Annotated in this window: 14 protein-coding genes; 7 read left to right on the top strand and 7 right to left on the bottom strand. The window is 61.1% G+C overall.

Going from position 1 to position 16,516, the window contains the following annotated elements; all coding sequences use genetic code 11:
• Positions 1-111: 111 nt before the first annotated feature.
• Genes K3759_RS03665 through K3759_RS03675 form a run of 3 tightly spaced genes read left to right on the top strand, consistent with a single transcriptional unit; the run spans position 112 to position 2,884 of the window.
• Positions 112-1,797, top strand: a complete 1,686-nt coding sequence (locus K3759_RS03665) for a Tad domain-containing protein (RefSeq protein ID WP_259984369.1) — start codon at positions 112-114, stop codon at positions 1,795-1,797.
• Positions 1,794-2,324, top strand: coding sequence for a TadE/TadG family type IV pilus assembly protein (locus tag K3759_RS03670; protein WP_259984370.1), 531 nt, complete (start codon positions 1,794-1,796; stop codon positions 2,322-2,324). The genes K3759_RS03665 and K3759_RS03670 overlap by 4 nt, the downstream gene beginning before the upstream one ends.
• Positions 2,321-2,884 carry a TadE/TadG family type IV pilus assembly protein gene (locus K3759_RS03675; protein WP_259984371.1) on the top strand — a complete coding sequence of 188 codons (564 nt, stop codon included), beginning with the start codon at positions 2,321-2,323 and terminating at the stop codon, positions 2,882-2,884. The genes K3759_RS03670 and K3759_RS03675 overlap by 4 nt, the downstream gene beginning before the upstream one ends.
• Positions 2,885-2,947: 63 nt before the next feature.
• On the opposite strand, the gene carB is transcribed toward K3759_RS03675, so the two are convergent.
• Entirely contained in the window at positions 2,948-6,307 is a 3,360-nt protein-coding gene (gene carB, locus K3759_RS03680) for a carbamoyl-phosphate synthase large subunit (RefSeq protein ID WP_259984372.1), read from the bottom strand.
• 154 nt (positions 6,308-6,461) lie between these two features.
• The gene (locus tag K3759_RS03685) at positions 6,462-7,247 is read right to left on the bottom strand and encodes an alpha/beta fold hydrolase (protein ID WP_259984373.1); all 786 of its coding nucleotides are present in this window, start codon (positions 7,245-7,247) and stop codon (positions 6,462-6,464) included.
• Between the two features lie 53 nt (positions 7,248-7,300).
• Between K3759_RS03685 and K3759_RS03690 the strand changes: the two genes are divergently transcribed.
• Complete coding sequence (locus K3759_RS03690) at positions 7,301-7,675, top strand: hypothetical protein (RefSeq protein ID WP_259984374.1); 375 nt, start codon at positions 7,301-7,303, stop codon at positions 7,673-7,675.
• A gap of 18 nt (positions 7,676-7,693) precedes the next feature.
• On the opposite strand, the gene K3759_RS03695 is transcribed toward K3759_RS03690, so the two are convergent.
• On the bottom strand, positions 7,694-8,092 hold the full coding sequence (locus tag K3759_RS03695) for a cupin domain-containing protein (RefSeq protein ID WP_259984375.1): 399 nt from the start codon (positions 8,090-8,092) through the stop codon (positions 7,694-7,696).
• 275 nt (positions 8,093-8,367) lie between these two features.
• The gene (gene glyA / locus K3759_RS03700) at positions 8,368-9,645 is read right to left on the bottom strand and encodes a serine hydroxymethyltransferase (RefSeq protein ID WP_259984376.1); all 1,278 of its coding nucleotides are present in this window, start codon (positions 9,643-9,645) and stop codon (positions 8,368-8,370) included.
• A 181-nt stretch (positions 9,646-9,826) separates the two neighbouring features.
• On the opposite strand from glyA, the gene K3759_RS03705 reads away from it, so the two are divergent.
• Complete coding sequence (locus tag K3759_RS03705) at positions 9,827-10,588, top strand: NAD kinase (RefSeq protein ID WP_259984377.1); 762 nt, start codon at positions 9,827-9,829, stop codon at positions 10,586-10,588.
• A 130-nt stretch (positions 10,589-10,718) separates the two neighbouring features.
• Positions 10,719-10,916, top strand: a complete 198-nt coding sequence (locus tag K3759_RS03710) for a CsbD family protein (RefSeq protein WP_093926969.1) — start codon at positions 10,719-10,721, stop codon at positions 10,914-10,916.
• A 65-nt stretch (positions 10,917-10,981) separates the two neighbouring features.
• Here K3759_RS03710 and K3759_RS03715 read toward each other — a convergent pair whose 3' ends face one another.
• From K3759_RS03715 to K3759_RS03725, 3 genes are all read right to left on the bottom strand, one after another.
• Positions 10,982-12,223, bottom strand: a complete 1,242-nt coding sequence (locus tag K3759_RS03715) for a saccharopine dehydrogenase family protein (RefSeq protein WP_259984378.1) — start codon at positions 12,221-12,223, stop codon at positions 10,982-10,984.
• Positions 12,224-12,242: 19 nt separating this feature from the next.
• The gene (locus K3759_RS03720; RefSeq protein ID WP_259984379.1) at positions 12,243-13,337 is read right to left on the bottom strand and encodes a carboxynorspermidine decarboxylase; all 1,095 of its coding nucleotides are present in this window, start codon (positions 13,335-13,337) and stop codon (positions 12,243-12,245) included.
• Between the two features lie 227 nt (positions 13,338-13,564).
• Positions 13,565-15,457 (bottom strand): propionyl-CoA synthetase, encoded by a 1,893-nt coding sequence (locus K3759_RS03725; protein WP_259984380.1) that lies wholly within the window; start codon positions 15,455-15,457, stop codon positions 13,565-13,567.
• A gap of 190 nt (positions 15,458-15,647) precedes the next feature.
• On the opposite strand from K3759_RS03725, the gene K3759_RS03730 reads away from it, so the two are divergent.
• On the top strand, positions 15,648-16,409 hold the full coding sequence (locus K3759_RS03730; protein WP_259984381.1) for a MipA/OmpV family protein: 762 nt from the start codon (positions 15,648-15,650) through the stop codon (positions 16,407-16,409).
• Positions 16,410-16,516: the final 107 nt, after the last annotated feature.

Genomic DNA, 16,516 nt, shown 5'->3' on the forward strand with positions numbered 1-16,516 from the left:
CTACTGCGGCGACGAAGCTGGCGATAATTTTACAGGCCATTTGATGGCAGGCTTCACGGCGTAAAGCACAGAAACTCCTTACGATTTGAACCTCCACAGAAGAGGGGTGTCATGAGGCGCAGCGCTAAAATAGATACGCTTATCAATAGGATCGAGCGTTTTCGCAAAGATGAGGGTGGCGGCATGCTGGTCCTCATGTTGGCGGTTTTCTTTGGGATCACCATCTTTGGCGGACTTGCCGTAGATTTGGCAAACCACGAGCGGACGCGGACAACTTTTCAAACTCACCTCGACAATGCCGTGCTTGCCGCCGCCAGCCTGTCACAGGACCTTGACCCCGAAGAAGTCGTGCGCAGCTACCTGACCTCAGCGGGTCTTGACGCGTCCGAAGTCCTGATTGAGACCAGCGAAGAGAAGATCGGTGGCATACTCGTGGGCCGGACGGTCGAAGCCTCGCTCCCCGCCGGGCTGAACACTTATTTCTTTCGGTTTTTCGACATCGACACGCTTGGCATGACGATCAGTTCCGAAGCGACGGAGCGGGTGGAAGATATCGAAATTTCGCTCGTGCTCGACGTCTCGGGCTCAATGGGGGAGATCACCAGCGACCGTAGCGGGATCAAGCTGACCCTTCTGAAAAATGCGGCCAGTGACTTCGTTGAGACTATTTTAAGCGATTCTGAAGAGGGGCGCGTGTCGATTTCGATTGTGCCCTATTCGACCAAGGTGAATGCGGGGGCGGCTTTGCTGGGTCAGTATTCGGTGACCACAGAGCACAACTATTCGCACTGCGTGGATTTCGATGCAGATGACTTTACCCATCTTGGGATCAGCACGGCCTCTGAGTTGCAACGGACCGGGCATTTCCTGATTGGGAGTGAGTCATCTTGGACCCCGACTTCGGGCCAGTGGGTCTGTCGCTTTGATGCAGGTTTTCCGGTCACACCTTTGTCGAGTTCGATCCAAGAGCTGAAGGCGCAAATCTCGGCTCTTACCGCCTTGGGCTCAACTTCGATTGATATGGGGGCGAAATGGGGCTTGGCCTTGCTTGACCCTTCTGCGCAAAACCCGGTCGCCGGATTGATCGCTTCGGGTCAGATTGATGCCGCCTTCCAAGGCCGTCCGCATGCCTATGGTGCCGACAACAGCATGAAAGTTCTGGTGCTGATGACCGACGGCGAGAACCGCGAGGAGTATCGTCTGAAGCCTGAATACGCCTCAGGCCAATCAGATCTGATCAAGACGACCTATAGCGGCAGCACTTATTATTCTGTCGTCTCCTCAGAGATTAGCAGCGAGAATGACGACGATAGATCCTATCCCGAGCCCTATTTCTATGCGCTTCATCCCTTCGGAAGCCAGCGCATGTGGAGCAATGATACGCTCGCCAATAATTCCAGCTATCGCTACGCAAATAGGAGCACAGAAGAGCGCCTTGAGTGGCCAGAAGTCTGGGCGGAAATGTCGCCCTACTACTACGGCTACAACATGTATGCGCGGCGCTATAATTGGAATTGGTACTGGAATTCGCGGGCAACATGGTTCCGCAATAGTGTTCAATGGACGGTGGATTCTACAGAGAAAGACCGCCGCCTTCGCGAAATTTGCGGTGTGGCCAATACGGCGGGCGTTGTCATCTATTCGATTGGCATGGATGTCGACAACACCAACTCCCTCAACCTCCTGAAAGACTGCGCTTCTTCTGAAGCCCATTACTTCGACGTCGAGGGTTTGGAAATTCAGACCGCATTCGACATGATCGCCGCGTCGATCTCTATGTTGAGGCTGACGAAATGACCCGCTTTTTCTCAGATCGCTTTCGCAAGTCCGAGGCGGGCGGGGTCACGATTGAGTTCGTCATCCTGCTACCGCTCGTTTTCTATTTCTTCTTTCTCGCGCTTGAGACCGGCCTGTGGAGCGCGCGTGAGATCATGCTGCGCCGAGCCACGAACCTTGCCGTCCGGGACGTGCGCCTGTCGACCGGCGTCACGCCAAGCTACGACGCTATGAAGGCGCTGATTTGCGAGCGTTCGGTTTTCGAGGCGGAGTGTCTTGAAAACATCCGGATCGAAATGCGAGCAATGCCAGTCGCCAATTGGGCGGACTTGGGCGGGCCCGCCCCCTGTGTGGATCGCGATGAGGATTACGACCCAGCCAACGGCTTTCGGCCCGGGCAGCAGAACAACCTGATGATGATGCGCGTGTGTCGTCTCTTCGATCCGCTTTTGCCCGGAACCGGTTTGGGGCGGCAATTGCCCGAAGGATCCGATGGTGAGTATGGTGTGCGGGTCACCACCGCCTTTGTGACGGAGCCGCGCGGATGATGGGGCATAGGTTAAAACGCTTTTTCAGCGCGGAAGAGGGCAGCCAGACGATTGCTTTTGTCGTTCTGCTGCCGTTGCTGGTCTGGTCGATCATGGCGATGCTGACCTTTACGGATGCTTTCCGCATCCGCGCAATGGCAACCGATGCCACCGCCGTCATCGCCGATAGCCTGTCGCGGCAATCGACGCCGATTAATCTTGACGATCTGCTTGGCCTGCAATCGGTTGCTGAACAGTTAACCGGCTATGAGGTGTCGCTGCGCGTCACGCAGGTTCGTTGTCTCCGGGACTGCGCCAATCTGGACCGACGAATCATTTTGGTGGATTTTTCGCAAGGCGTAGGCTTGGACAGTTTGCTGGACTTGGACTTTGTCGCCGGACAGTCGCGTCAGCGTGTGCCGTTGATGGCAGAAGGCGACCGTTTGGTGCTGGTTGAGACGTCCTTTATGCACGAACCGATTGCGCGGATCGGCTTAGAGGGTCGGGAGGTCAGCGTGTCTCACGCCACGCGGATGCGCTTTGCGCCGCAGCTTTGCTGGGTCAGTTGCATTATTAGCTAAACAGGGGCGCGGCGGAACATCGGGCGACGGAAAAAGGGCTGCCCAATGGGCAGCCCCGAACTCTTACCCCTGCAGCGCTTTCACACCGATCGCATCCTCGGCCTGCGCCTTGATCGCCAGCGCGGCGGCGTGGGCGCCTGCCGCGGTGGTGAAATAGGGGATCTTGTCGTAAAGCGCGATGGAGCGGATCGACTTGCTGTCTTCGACCGCCTGCGCGCCCTCGGTGGTGTTCATCACCAGATGCACATCGCCGTTCTTCATCATATCGGTGATGTCGGGGCGGCCTTCGTAGACCTTGTTCACCACATCGCAGGCATGACCATTCGCCGACAGCCACTCTGCGGTGCCGCGGGTGCCGATCAGGGTAAAGCCTTGGCCCAGCAGGATTTCTGCCGCTTCCAGCATGGCTTGGCCCTTGTCTGCATCCTTGACCGAGAGGAAGGCGCAGCCTGTGCGCGGCAGCGGGTTGCCTGCGCCCATCTGCGCTTTCAAGAACGCCCGCGGGAAGTCGCGGTCCCAGCCCATGACCTCGCCGGTGGAGCGCATTTCCGGCCCCAGAAGCGTGTCGACACCGGGGAAGCGGGCGAAGGGCAGCACGGCTTCCTTGACCGAGAACCAAGGCATGTTGGGATCGGCCAGCGTCATCGGGTCGCCTAAGGGCAGGGTGTCTTCGTAGGCGGCGGAGGCGTCGTAGGGGGCGCGCAGGGGGAAGTTGCTGAGCGGCTCCCCGGCCATGATGCGCGCGGCGATGGAAGCGATGGCCGAATCGGTCGCCTTGGCCACAAAGGGCACGGTGCGCGAGGCGCGGGGGTTTACTTCGATGAGGTAGATTTCGCCGTCCTTCACCGCAAACTGGATGTTCATCAGGCCCACGACGTTGAGCGCCAGCGCCAGTGCGCGGGTCTGCTCTTCGACCTCGGCGATGATCTCGCGCGGGAGGGAGTAGGGTGGCAGCGAACAGGCGCTGTCGCCGGAGTGGACGCCGGCCTCTTCGATGTGCTGCATGATGCCCGCGACATGGACATCCTTGCCATCGCAGAGCGCGTCGACGTCCAGTTCCACCGCGCCGGACAGATAGCTGTCCAGCAGCACGGGGCTGTCGCCGGAGACGACCACGGCGTTGGTGATATAGCGCTCAAGGCTGGCCTGATCGCGGACGATCTCCATGGCACGGCCGCCCAGAACGTAGGAGGGGCGGATCACCAGCGGGAAGCCGATTTCCTTGGCGATTTCCATGGCTTCGGCGTCGGAATGGGCGATGCCGTTGTGCGGCTGCTTGAGGCCGAGGTTCAGCACAAGCTGCTGGAAGCGCTCGCGGTCTTCGGCGAGGTCGATCATGTCGGGCGTGGTGCCGAGGATCGGGATGCCGGCCTCTTGCAGACCGTTGGCGAGCTTCAGCGGGGTCTGGCCGCCGAACTGGACGATGACGCCGTGCAGCGTGCCGTTTTCCTGCTCGACGCGCAGGATTTCCATGACATGCTCGAAGGTCAGCGGCTCGAAGTACAGACGATCCGAGGTGTCGTAGTCGGTCGAGACCGTCTCTGGGTTGCAGTTGACCATGATGGTCTCATAGCCCGCGTCGGTCAGTGCATAGCAGGCGTGACAGCAGCAATAGTCGAACTCGATGCCCTGACCGATGCGGTTCGGGCCACCGCCGAGGATGACGACCTTTTTGCGGTCCGAGGGGCGTGCTTCGCATTCGGCTTCGCCCATCAGCGGGGTCTCATAGGTGGAATACATGTAAGGCGTCTGCGCTTCGAATTCGGCGGCGCAGGTGTCGATGCGTTTGAACACCGCCTTGACGCCGAGGGCGAGGCGGGCGTCGCGGACCTGCGCTTCGCGCTGGTCGGTCAGGATCGCGAGGCGGGCGTCGGTGAAGCCCATCATCTTAAGGTCGCGGAACCCGTATTCGTCCTGCGGCAGGCCGTTTGCGCGGATGGCTTCTTCGGCCTCGATGATCTCGCGGATGCGGGCGAGGAACCACGGGTCGAACATGGTGTGCGCGTGCAGGTCGATGTCGCTCATGCCGTGGCGCATGGCCTGGGCGATGGTGCGCATCCGGTCAGGCGTGGGGGCAGAGACGGCTTTGATGAGTGCTGCGGTGTTGGCGGGCGCGTCCTTGGGCAGGTCGGCATCGAAACCGGGAATGGTGACTTCGTCAAAGCCCGTCAGGCCGGATTCCATTGAGGCCAGCGCTTTTTGCAGACTTTCGTGGATGGTGCGGCCAATGGCCATGGCTTCGCCCACCGATTTCATCGCGGTGGTCAGGTAGGGCTCGGCACCGGGGAATTTTTCAAAGGCGAATTTTGGGATTTTGGTGACGACGTAGTCGATGCTGGGCTCGAAGGACGCGGGCGTGACGCCGGTGATGTCGTTGTCTAGCTCGTCCAGCGTGAAACCCACGGCGAGTTTCGCGGCGATCTTGGCGATCGGGAAGCCGGTGGCTTTGGAGGCCAGCGCCGAGGAGCGGCTGACGCGGGGGTTCATTTCGATCACGACCATGCGGCCATCGGCGGGGTTCACGGCCCATTGCACGTTGGAGCCGCCGGTTTCCACGCCGATCTCGCGCAGCACGGCGATGGAGTGGTTGCGCATGATCTGGTATTCTTTGTCGGTCAGCGTCAGGGCCGGGGCCACGGTGATGCTGTCGCCGGTGTGCACGCCCATCGGGTCGATGTTCTCGATCGAGCAGACGATGATCGCGTTGTCGGCGGTGTCGCGCACCACTTCCATCTCGAACTCTTTCCAGCCGAGCAGGGACTCGTCGACGAGGATCTGACCCATGGGCGAGGCGTCCATGCCGGAGCGGCAGTAGAATTCGTAATCCTCGCGGTTGTAGGCCACGCCACCGCCGGTGCCGCCCATGGTAAAGGCGGGGCGGATGATCGCCGGAAGGCCGACGTATTCCAGCGCTTCGAGGGCGAGGTTCACGCCCGCTGCGAGGTCTTTTTTGCCGTCGGCGCGCAGGGGGGCGGTGACGATGGTGGCTTTGGGGTTTTCGATGCCGAGACGGTCCATCGCCTCGCGGAAAAGCTTGCGGTCTTCAGCCATTTCAATGGCTTCGCGCTTGGCGCCGATCATCTCGACGCCGAATTTCTCCAGCACGCCCATTTCTTCCAAGGCGAGCGAGGTGTTCAGCCCGGTCTGGCCGCCCATGGTGGGCAGCAGCGCGTCGGGGCGTTCTTTTTCGATGATCTTGGCGACGATCTCGGGGGTGATGGGCTCGATGTAGGTGGCATCGGCCAGCCCGGGATCGGTCATGATCGTGGCGGGGTTGGAGTTGACGAGGATGACGCGGTAGCCTTCCTCTTTCAGCGCCTTACAGGCCTGAGCGCCGGAGTAGTCAAACTCGCAGGCTTGTCCGATCACAATCGGCCCCGCACCAATGATCATGATCGACTGGATGTCGGTACGTTTTGGCATGGCGGCCCCCTAAATTTGCAAATTGTCCTGCCTTATAGGCAAGGCGGCTCTGGCTGCAAGGGGGGAATGGCCCTGAAGACCCGAGAAATAAGGGTGGCCCTGTGGCTTCAACTATTAAAGGTGGCGTTCCGGTGCCGTCTGGGGACGGATTGGATCAGCTTGGCGGGGCGGAACGTTTAGTATTAAGGAAAATGCGCAGTGTCGCCTCGAACTCGCGGGGTTTTTCGGCGTGGAGCCAATGGCCCGCCCCGGGAATTTTGGCAAAGCGCGCTTGCGGGAAAAGCGCCTTGATCGGCTCGCGATGCTCAGGCAGGACATATTCTGACGCGCCGCCCGAGAGGAACAGGGTCGGCCCCTCGAACTGACCGCTCACATCCTCGGGCCAGCCGATGATATTGGGCATCTCCGCCTCAAGCGCATCAAGGTTCAGCCGCCAGCGCTTGCCGGGCAGGTCGAGCGATTGGGTGAAAAAGCTTTGCAAGGCGCGCTCTACCCCCGCTGTGGCCAGTTGCGCTTCGGCGTCCGAGCGGCGTTCGATTTGGGTGAGGTCCACGTCGCGCATGGCGTCGATGAACATCTGCTGCGTGTGGCCATAGGTAACGGGCGCAATATCGGCGACGATCACGCGGCGCAGCAGCTCGGGCCGGGTCAGCGCCAGCATCATCACCGACTTGCCGCCCATGGAGTGGCCGCAAATGTCCACCGGGCCGCCAAGATGGGTGATCACTTCGGCCAGATCTTGCGCCATTTCGGGGTAGCTGTGGGTGTCATGATGCGGGCTGGTGCCGTGGTTGCGCATGTCGACGGTGACAACAGGACGCTCGTCCGCGAGGCGTTTGGCGATCACGCCCCAGTTGCGGCCAGAGCCATAGAGGCCATGGACGATCAGCAGGGTCGGGCGGTCGGCGGCGGCTTCGCCATATTCGGTGTAATTCAACATGCGGACAAATTACGGGCATTGCAGCCCGGGGACCAGAGCGATTAGATGCGCGCATGATTGACCGCCAAGATTTCAACACCCGCGCCGAAGTGCTGCGCCCCTTGTTCGAGGACCGGTTGCGCATCAAAGCGCGCAATCTGCGCGATGCGTTTCACCGCGCCGGGCCGGAACTGCCGCGCGGCATTCGCGGTGACGGGGCTTTGTTAAGCAAGACCGAACATCTGGTCGCCAATCCCCATATCGCCCGTCAATTGGAGGATGCCCCCGTTTGGGCGGCCTTCAATCGGGTTGCGGCCCATTTGAAAGAAATTGACCCCAAGGCCCGGCGACGTGGGATCATCTTAGATCGCTTGGCAGGGATCGCCTTCAACATTCTCGTGGTCATCGTGGGCTTTGTGATCTGGCTTTGGTGGCGCGGCTACGTCTAAGCCGCCGCGCCGACTGGCTTAGGACGGGTCGTAATCCGCGTCCGCCACCTTTTCCATCCATTCGACCGCCTCACCGACCTGCGCCTCTTGCAAGGCGATATGGGTCATGGCGCTGTCGGGTGCGGCACCGTGCCAATGTTTCTCTCCGGGGCCGAACCAGACGACATCGCCCTTGTTCAGCGTTTGCACCGGGCTGCCTTCGGTCTGGGCGCGGCCTGTACCTTCGGTGACGATCAGCGTTTGGCCAAGCGGATGTGTATGCCACGCCGTGCGCGCACCGGGCTGAAAGGTCACGGTGACACCGCGCAAGCGGGCGGGGGCCGGGGCCGAGATCAGCGGGGTCATCTCGACCTCTCCGGTGAAATAATCGTCGGGGCCGGGTTCAGAGGGGCGGCTGCCCTTGGGGTGAATGATCATGCGGTTCTCCTTTGCAGGGGAATGTGGCGCGGGGAGGGGGGATCGGCAAGGGGGCTGTCTGGCGATGATCGCCCGGAATCAAGGCGCTTTGCGCCGCCGGGCAGCGCCCGACCGCCCCATGGGCGGGCGCTTTTGCTGCCGGGCACATCATCTTGGCCGCACATCATGGTTGAGAAATAAAGGGGTAGGAACGCAGGTTGCGATGCCCACCCGCGGTCGGGCGCCGCCCGGCCGGAGGGTAAAGTGGCCCCGCATCGCTGCGAGGGCCAAATTGCTTACAGGTTCGGATACATCGGGAAACGCTGGCACAGCGCTTCGACCTCGGCTTTCACCTTGGCCTCGACCTCGGCATTGCCATCGGCACCATTGGCCGCCAGCCCGTCGACCACTTCGATAATCCAATCGGCGATCTGGCGGAACTCAGCCTCACCAAAGCCGCGCGTCGTGCCAGCAGGGGAGCCGAGACGGATGCCCGAAGTTATCATCGGCTTTTCGGGATCAAACGGCACGCCGTTCTTGTTGCAGGTGATATGCGCCCGGCCCAGAGCCTTCTCGGTGTCGTTGCCCTTCACGCCTTTCGGGCGCAGATCGACCAGCACCACATGGGTGTCGGTGCCATGGGTCACGGTGTCGAGGCCACCTTTGATCAACTGATCCGACAGCGCCTGCGCATTGGCGATGACCTGCTTGGCGTAGGCTTTGAACTCGGGGCGCTGTGCTTCGCCAAAGGCCACGGCCTTGGCCGCGATCACATGCATCAGGGGGCCGCCCTGAATGCCCGGGAAGATGGCGGAGTTGATCTTCTTCGAGATCGCTTCGTCATTGGTCAGGATCATGCCGCCGCGCGGGCCGCGCAGGGTTTTGTGGGTGGTGGTCGTCGCCACATGCGCATGTGGGAAGGGAGAGGGATGCTCACCCGCCGCAACAAGACCCGCAAAGTGCGCCATGTCGACCAGCAGGTAGGCGCCCACGCTGTCGGCAATCTCGCGCATTTTGGCAAAGTCGATCTGTCGCGGAATGGCGGAACCGCCGGCGATGATCATCTTGGGCTTATGCTCAGCCGCCAGTTCGGCGACTTGGTCGTAGTCCAGCAGGTTGTCCTGCTTGCGCACACCGTATTGCACCGCGTTGAACCATTTGCCCGACTGGTTCGGCTTGGCCCCGTGGGTCAGGTGGCCGCCGGCATCAAGGCTCATCCCCAGAATAGTGTCGCCGGGTTGCAGCAGCGCGGTGAAGACACCCTGGTTCGCTTGGCTGCCGGAGTTCGGCTGCACATTGGCGAACTGGCAGTCGAACAGCGCGCAGGCGCGTTCGATGGCGAGGTTCTCGGCGACGTCGACATGCTCACAGCCGCCATAGTAGCGACGGCCCGGATAGCCTTCGGCGTATTTATTGGTCATGATGCTGCCCTGCGCCTCAAGCACCGCAGCCGAGACGATGTTCTCGCTGGCGATCAACTCGATCTCGTCGCGCTGGCGGCTCAGTTCAGCGTCAATCGCAGCGGCGAGGGCCGGGTCGGAATCAGCAAGAGATTTGGTGAAGAAATCGGACATCAGGGGATCCTCATTGGGGCTGGTTTCGCGTGTTGCCTATCGGAAACGCGGGCCGAGGTGAAGGCTGTAAACCGACAGGTTGCAAGATATGTGCGTCAACACTGGTGGCGCGCGGAATAATGTGATTGTTTTGGCCCCAAACGCCGATGATCGGAAACTTCGCCGGGATGAGCCTGCTGACATGTCTCTAAAGATCGCTTTTGTGGCCAGCCGGGCCAGCGTGGCACAGACGGCGCGGGCCGCTTTGATCGGGCGCTATGGTGACGTGCCCCTGCGTCAGGCCGAGGTGATCGTGGCCTTGGGGGGTGACGGTTTCATGCTGCACACGCTGCACAGCACCCAAGACATGGACGCACCCGTCTATGGGATGAACCGCGGCACCATCGGCTTTTTGATGAACGCTTACCGCGAGGGCGATCTGCAAGCGCGGCTGGCGGCGGCGGAAGAGGCGGTGATCAACCCCTTGGTCATGCGCGCCACCCATATCGATGGGACCATCTCGACCGCGCTTGCGATCAATGAGGTGTCCTTGCTGCGTGCAGGGCCGCAGGCGGCCAAGCTGCGCATCACGATAGACGGGCGGCAGCGGATGGAGGAGCTTGTCTGCGACGGGGCGCTCGTGGCCACACCTGCGGGTTCCACCGCCTATAACTATTCCGCGCACGGGCCAATTTTGCCGATTGGGTCGGATGTCTTGGCCCTCACCCCAATCGCCGCCTTCCGCCCGCGCCGTTGGCGGGGGGCGCTGCTGCCCAAGCGGGCGACCGTGCGATTCGATGTGCAAGAGCCACAAAAGCGGCCTGTGATGGCCGATGCCGACGGCCAGTCGCATCGCGATGTGACAACGGTTGAGGTATCCTCCGATCCAAGTATCAGCCACCGGATTCTCTTTGATCCCGGTCACGGGCTGGAAGAGCGGTTGATCTCGGAACAGTTCAACTGATCCTACCCATTCGGGTCTGGCAGCTTTCCGCCGCCGCGCCCCTGTGCCGGAACCCAAGTTTCACGTCAGCGTTGTACCTGAAAGAGCGGGATGTCCCCGCATCTTCGCAGCCGATGAAAGGAGACCTGCAATGAATTGGGACCGTATCGAAGGCAATTGGAAACAGATGACCGGCGCGGTAAAATCGCAATGGGGCGATCTGACCGACGACGAAATCGCCGAGGCCCGTGGCAACCGCGAGCAATTGGTGGGTAAGATTCAAGAACGCTATGGCATCGCCAAAGACGAGGCCGAGCGTCAAGTCGATGACTTCGCTGCGAAACACTGATTTTCGTAGCTGGCATTAAAAAAGGCGACCCCCTCGGGGGTCGCCTTTTGCGTTTCAAGAGAGGCTCACGCCTCGTGCCAGGCGCGATCACCCTTGTCATCTTTGACCCGTGTCGGCAGGCCAATGTCATCAAGAAGGCCAAACAGCGGCTTCGGGTCCAGCTCTTCGACGTTAACCATGGTGCCGCCGTCATATGTGCCATCGGCAATCAGCATCGCGAAAGCCACGGGTGGCACACCGGCAGTGTAGGAGATGCCCTGAGAGCCGACCTCGTTAAAGGCGTCTTTGTGATCGGCCACGTTATAAACGAACACCTCAACCTCTTCGCCATTCTTCACACCTTTGACCAGATCACCGATGCAGGTTTTACCGGTGTAGTTGGGCGCAAGGCTTGACGGGTCGGGGAGTACGGCCTTCACCACTTTCAGCGGCACGACTTCCAGACCTTCGGCGGTGGTCACCGGCTGTTCGGACAGCAGGCCGAGGTTTTGCAGAACGGTAAAGACATTGATGTAGTGATCGCCAAACCCCATCCAAAAGCGCACGTCGGCCTGCGGGTAGTTGGCGGCCAAGGAATGCACCTCGTCATGACCCGACATATAGGCTTTTTGCTTGCCGACGACGGGGAGATCCCATTCGCGGCCCACCTCGAACATCTTGTTTTCCTTCCACTCGCCTTCTTGCCAGCTGTAAACGGTGCCGGTGAATTCGCGGAAGTTGATCTCCGGGTCGAAGTTGGTCGAGAAATATTTGCCGTGGTCGCCTGCGTTGATGTCGACGATGTCGATGGATTTGACCTCGTCCATGAACTCATCGACGGCAAAGCGGGCAAAGGCGTTGACCATGCCGGGATCGAAACCGGCGCCTAGAATCGCGGTAACACCCGCCTCGGCGCAGGCTTCGCGGCGTTTCCATTCGTAGTTGCCATACCACGGCGGCGTCTCGCAGATTTTGCGGGGGTCTTCGTGGATCGCGGTGTCGATATAGGCGGCGCCGGTCTGGATGCAGGCCTCAAGCACCGTCATGTTCACGAAGGGCGAGCCCACGTTGATAACGATCTGGCAGCCGGTCTCTTTGATGAGGGCGGCGACGGCTTCTGTGTCCATCCCGTCGACGGCATGCGCCTTGAACACACCGTCCTGCTTCATCGCGCCTTTCTCATGCACGCCGGCGATGATCGCCTCGCATTTCGAAACCGTGCGGCTGGCGATGTGAAGATCACCGAGTTTGTCATTATTCTGCGCGCATTTATGCGCCACAACCTGTGCGACGCCGCCCGCGCCGATGATAAGAACATTGCGTTTCATAGTGTGGACCTCTTTCTTGTCACGACAGGGCGGCGGCGAAATCGTCATAGTCGAAATCGCGCACCAATCGGGTGGTTCCGTCCAGCTCGCGGATGGCGATGCTGGGCATTTTGACGCCGTTGAACCAGTTTTTCTTGACCATCGTGTAGCCAGCGGCGTCTTGGAACGAGAGCCGGTCACCGGCTTTCAGCGGCGCATCAAAGCGGAACTCGCCAAAGATATCGCCCGCAAGGCAGGACTTGCCGCAGATCATCCACTCGTGGTCGCCGGTGTTGGGCGCGATCTTGGCCGGTTCGCGGTAGATCAGCAGGTCGAGCATATGCGCCTCGATGGAACTGTCGACGATGGCGAGGTTCTTGCCATTGTGCATCGTGTCGAGCACGGTGACCTCCAGCGTCGCGGCACTGGTGATCGCGGCCTCGCCGGGCTCAAGATAAACCTGCACGCCGAAGCGCTCGGCAAAGGCTTTGAGGCGCAGCGCCAGATCATCAAGCGGGTAGTTTGCGCCCGTGAAATGGATGCCGCCACCGAGGCTGATCCACTGCATCTTGTCGAGCACCGCGCCGAAGCGGTCTTCGATCAGGGTAAGCATCTCGTCGAACCGCTCGAAACTATCGTTCTCGCAATTGTTGTGGAACATCAGCCCGGTGATCCGGTCTGCCACGGCGTCAATCGCCGCCGGGTCATGCTCGCCCAGACGGCTGAAAGGGCGGGCGGGGTCGGCAAGGTCAAACTCCGAGGTCGAGACGCCGGGGTTCGCCCGCAGGCCGCGGATGTGGCCCGAAGACTGCGTGTCGAACTTGTCGAGCTGGCCGATGGAATTGAAGATGATCTTGTCAGCGTGGCCCAGCACCTCGTCGATCTCATGATCGGCATAGGCCACCGAATAGGCATGCGTCTCCCCGGGGAATTTCTCGGCCCCGAGCCGCACTTCGTAGAGCGAAGAAGAGGTCGAGCCGTCCATATACTCTGACATGAAGTCGAAGACCGACCATGTGGCGAAACATTTCAGCGCCAGCAGGCAGCGCGCACCGGAGAGGGCGCGGAGGCGGGCAATCTTCTCCATATTGTCGCGGAGATTGGCCTTGTCGATCAGGTAATAGGGTGTTTGCACGTCGAAAACCTTTCTGCGCGGCCGGAGGGCTAGCTCCGGGAGGGAAAAGACCCACTGAATGTGCTGTCGTGGCTGGCCCCGGATGCGGGGCATTTCCGGGGGCGCTTCGCATATTTCGCGCAAGCAACGCAATTGTAAAAAACGCGCGAGCTGGTCTGCGCGCGCGTTTCTGTGGGTCTGAGTTTAGCGCCAGACCTGCAAAGGTCCACCGCCATGCGCCTGATGGTTTAGCTCTTCGGGTAGCCGATGCCCTTCAGCGCCTCGCGGATCTCGTCCAAAATCGCCGGGTCGTCGATGGTCGCGGGCGGTTTGAAATCTTCTCCATCCGCGATTTTTATAATCGTCGCGCGGAGGATTTTGCCCGAGCGGGTCTTGGGAAGCCGGTCCACTACAACCGCCTGCTTGAACGCCGCCACAGGGCCGATCTGCTCGCGCATCCGGGTCACGCATTCCGCAACGATTTCCTCATGCGGGCGGTCGACGCCTTTGGTGAGGCATAAGAAACCAACGGGCGACTGGCCCTTAAGGTCATCGCTCACCCCCACCACGGCGCATTCGGCCACATCGGGGTGGCCCGCCAAAACCTCTTCCATCGCGCCGGTCGAGAGACGGTGGCCTGCCACGTTGATCACGTCATCGGTGCGCGCCATGATCCAGACATAACCGTCCTCATCAATCCGCCCCGCATCGCCGGTCTCATAATAGCCGGGGAAGGTGGTGAGATAGGATTTGCGAAAGCGGTCTTCGGCGTTCCACAGGCCGGGCAAGGTGCCGGGGGGCAAGGGCAGCTTGATGGCAATCGCGCCCAACTCTCCGGCAGGCAGCGGTTCGCCGCGCTCATCCAAAATTTGCACGTCATAGCCCGGCATCGGCACGGTAGGCGAGCCGACCTTGACCGGCAGCGCCTCAAGCCCCGCCGGGTTGCCGACGATGGTATAGCCGGTTTCCGTCTGCCACCAATGATCGTAGACCGGCTTGCCCAGCTTTTCCTGCGCCCATTCCACGGTATCCGGATCGGCCCGTTCCCCCGCGAGATAGAGCGCACGTAGGCTCGACAGGTCGTATTTCTTGATCTCCTCGCCATCCGGGTCTTCGCGTTTGACGGCGCGGATCGCGGTGGGGGCGGTAAAGAAGCTCGACACGCCATGCTCTTCGATCACCCGCCAGAAGGTGCCCGCATCAGGGGTGCCGACGGGCTTGCCTTCGAACACAACGGTGGTGTTGCCCGCAATCAGCGGCGCGTAGCAGATGTAGCTGTGGCCCACGACCCAGCCCACGTCTGATGCGGCCCAGAACACCTCCCCGGGTTCGACGTTATAGATGTTTTTCATCGTCCAGTTCAGCGCCACCAGATGTCCCGCGGTGGGCCGCACCACGCCTTTGGGCGCGCCGGTGGTGCCAGAGGTATAGAGGATATAGGCCGGGTGGTTCCCCTCCACGGGCACGCATGGGGCCGGGCGCACGCCGTCTTGGGAGGCGTACCAGTCGATGTCCCGCTCGGGGTTCAACTCACAGGGTTTCTGGCCGCGCTGCAGGATGATGCAGGTGTCGGGCTTGTGTGTGGCCTGTTCTATGGCCCCGTCCAGCAAGGGTTTGTAATCGACCACGCGCGATGGCTCGACCCCGCAAGAGGCGGCGATGATCGCCTTTGGTTTGCAATCGTCGATCCGTACCGCCAGTTCGCTGGAGGCAAAGCCGCCGAACACCACCGAATGTATCGCGCCGATACGGGCACAGGCCAGCATCGCCTCTACCGCCTCGGGGACCATGGGCATGTAGATCACCACGCGGTCGCCTTTCTCCACCCCGTGGGCCACCAGCGCCCCGGCGAGCGAGGCCACATGGGCCTGCAACTCGCTATAGGTCAGGGTCGATTTGTTGCCGGTAATCGGGCTATCATAGATGATCGCCACGCGCTTGCCGTTGCCCTGTTCCACATGGCGGTCCACAGCGTTGTAGCAGGTGTTCACGCGCGCATCCGCGAACCACTCATAGATGTCCTCACCCCGGTCAAAGAGCGCCTTTTGCGGCGCGATGTCCCAGTCGATCGCCTCTGCCTGCTCCAGCCAATAGGCTTCCGGATCGGCCTTCCAGCGGTCATAGGTGTCGCGGTATCCCATGGTGTTCCTCCTCCTGCTGCGCGGGCGGGGCAAACCCGCGGGCCGGGTATAGCTGTACTGACGCGCAAATATTTCCAGACACTCTGGCCGCTTAGAAAGAATTCGGCAAGCGGATCGCTATTGTTCCTGTCAGTTGCAGCGCGTCATGCTAAGTTGGCCGGAAACCCTGTTACCATTGGAGCCTGCCCACATGCGCCTCGCCCTTTCTCTGCCCCTTGCTTCCTGCCTCGCTCTGGTTGCCGCGCTGCCAGCGGTGGCGCAGGACCGTTCGTTCAACTTCGCCCTGCGCGGCGGGGTGGGGGCGGCACCGGATTATCCGGGTTCCAGCAGCTACCGCGCGACGCCGGATTTGGCCTTCACCTTCGGCTCACTGGAATGGGGCGGGCGCAAAATCGGTACCAACATCGGCGAAGCGCCCAAGACCGGTTTCGGCTTTACCGGTGCATTCCGCTATCTGGGCGAGCGTGACAGTTCCGATCACCCCGAACTGGCGGGGCTTGAGGACATCGACGCCGCGGTCGAACTTGGTTTCGGCGTGGTCTACCGCGAGGTGAACTGGCAGGTCTTCGGCAAAGTGCGCCAAGGGTTTGGCGGGCATGAAGGCGTGACCGGCGACATCGGCGCTGACGTGATCTTTCGCCCCGATGAGCGTTGGACCATCACCGCAGGCCCGCGTTTCAGCCTTGGCAATGACACCTATGCCGACACCTACTTCGGTGTCGACACGGCCACGCCGACCTTGGCGGCCTATGAGGCCGAAGGCGGACTGCTGGGCGCGGGCGTCGAAGTGCAGGCGACCTACCGACTGGATGACGCATGGGCGTTGGAAGGGGCCGTGGCCTATCAGCGCTTGTTGAATGACGCCGCCGACAGCCCGATCACCCAAGCCGGTTCGGACGATCAGTGGACCATGCGCCTCGGCGTCAGTCGCGCGTTCAACTGGCGGTTCTAAGCGGCATTGCGCCGCCTCTCGGGGCGGCGCGCCTTTTGCGACATCTCGGTCGAAAACGGATCAGCTTGAGACGCGCATTTTGTCATGATGAGCACAGGCGCGGCATG

The organism is Sulfitobacter sp. W027 (assembly GCF_025143985.1).
In the GTDB taxonomy this organism is placed as follows: domain Bacteria; phylum Pseudomonadota; class Alphaproteobacteria; order Rhodobacterales; family Rhodobacteraceae; genus Sulfitobacter.

What these genes read in the sequence shown, in the direction of transcription:
- carB (WP_259984372.1), bottom strand. Translation starts at nt 6,307, where the DNA reads ATGCCAAAACGTACCGACATCCAGTCGATCATGATCATTGGTGCGGGG.
- K3759_RS03665 (WP_259984369.1), top strand. Translation starts at nt 112, where the DNA reads ATGAGGCGCAGCGCTAAAATAGATACGCTTATCAATAGGATCGAGCGT.
- K3759_RS03695 (WP_259984375.1), bottom strand. Translation starts at nt 8,092, where the DNA reads ATGATCATTCACCCCAAGGGCAGCCGCCCCTCTGAACCCGGCCCCGAC.
- K3759_RS03690 (WP_259984374.1), top strand. Translation starts at nt 7,301, where the DNA reads ATGATTGACCGCCAAGATTTCAACACCCGCGCCGAAGTGCTGCGCCCC.
- K3759_RS03725 (WP_259984380.1), bottom strand. Translation starts at nt 15,457, where the DNA reads ATGGGATACCGCGACACCTATGACCGCTGGAAGGCCGATCCGGAAGCC.
- K3759_RS03670 (WP_259984370.1), top strand. Translation starts at nt 1,794, where the DNA reads ATGACCCGCTTTTTCTCAGATCGCTTTCGCAAGTCCGAGGCGGGCGGG.
- K3759_RS03730 (WP_259984381.1), top strand. Translation starts at nt 15,648, where the DNA reads ATGCGCCTCGCCCTTTCTCTGCCCCTTGCTTCCTGCCTCGCTCTGGTT.
- K3759_RS03715 (WP_259984378.1), bottom strand. Translation starts at nt 12,223, where the DNA reads ATGAAACGCAATGTTCTTATCATCGGCGCGGGCGGCGTCGCACAGGTT.
- glyA (WP_259984376.1), bottom strand. Translation starts at nt 9,645, where the DNA reads ATGTCCGATTTCTTCACCAAATCTCTTGCTGATTCCGACCCGGCCCTC.
- K3759_RS03675 (WP_259984371.1), top strand. Translation starts at nt 2,321, where the DNA reads ATGATGGGGCATAGGTTAAAACGCTTTTTCAGCGCGGAAGAGGGCAGC.
- K3759_RS03705 (WP_259984377.1), top strand. Translation starts at nt 9,827, where the DNA reads ATGTCTCTAAAGATCGCTTTTGTGGCCAGCCGGGCCAGCGTGGCACAG.
- K3759_RS03685 (WP_259984373.1), bottom strand. Translation starts at nt 7,247, where the DNA reads ATGTTGAATTACACCGAATATGGCGAAGCCGCCGCCGACCGCCCGACC.
- K3759_RS03710 (WP_093926969.1), top strand. Translation starts at nt 10,719, where the DNA reads ATGAATTGGGACCGTATCGAAGGCAATTGGAAACAGATGACCGGCGCG.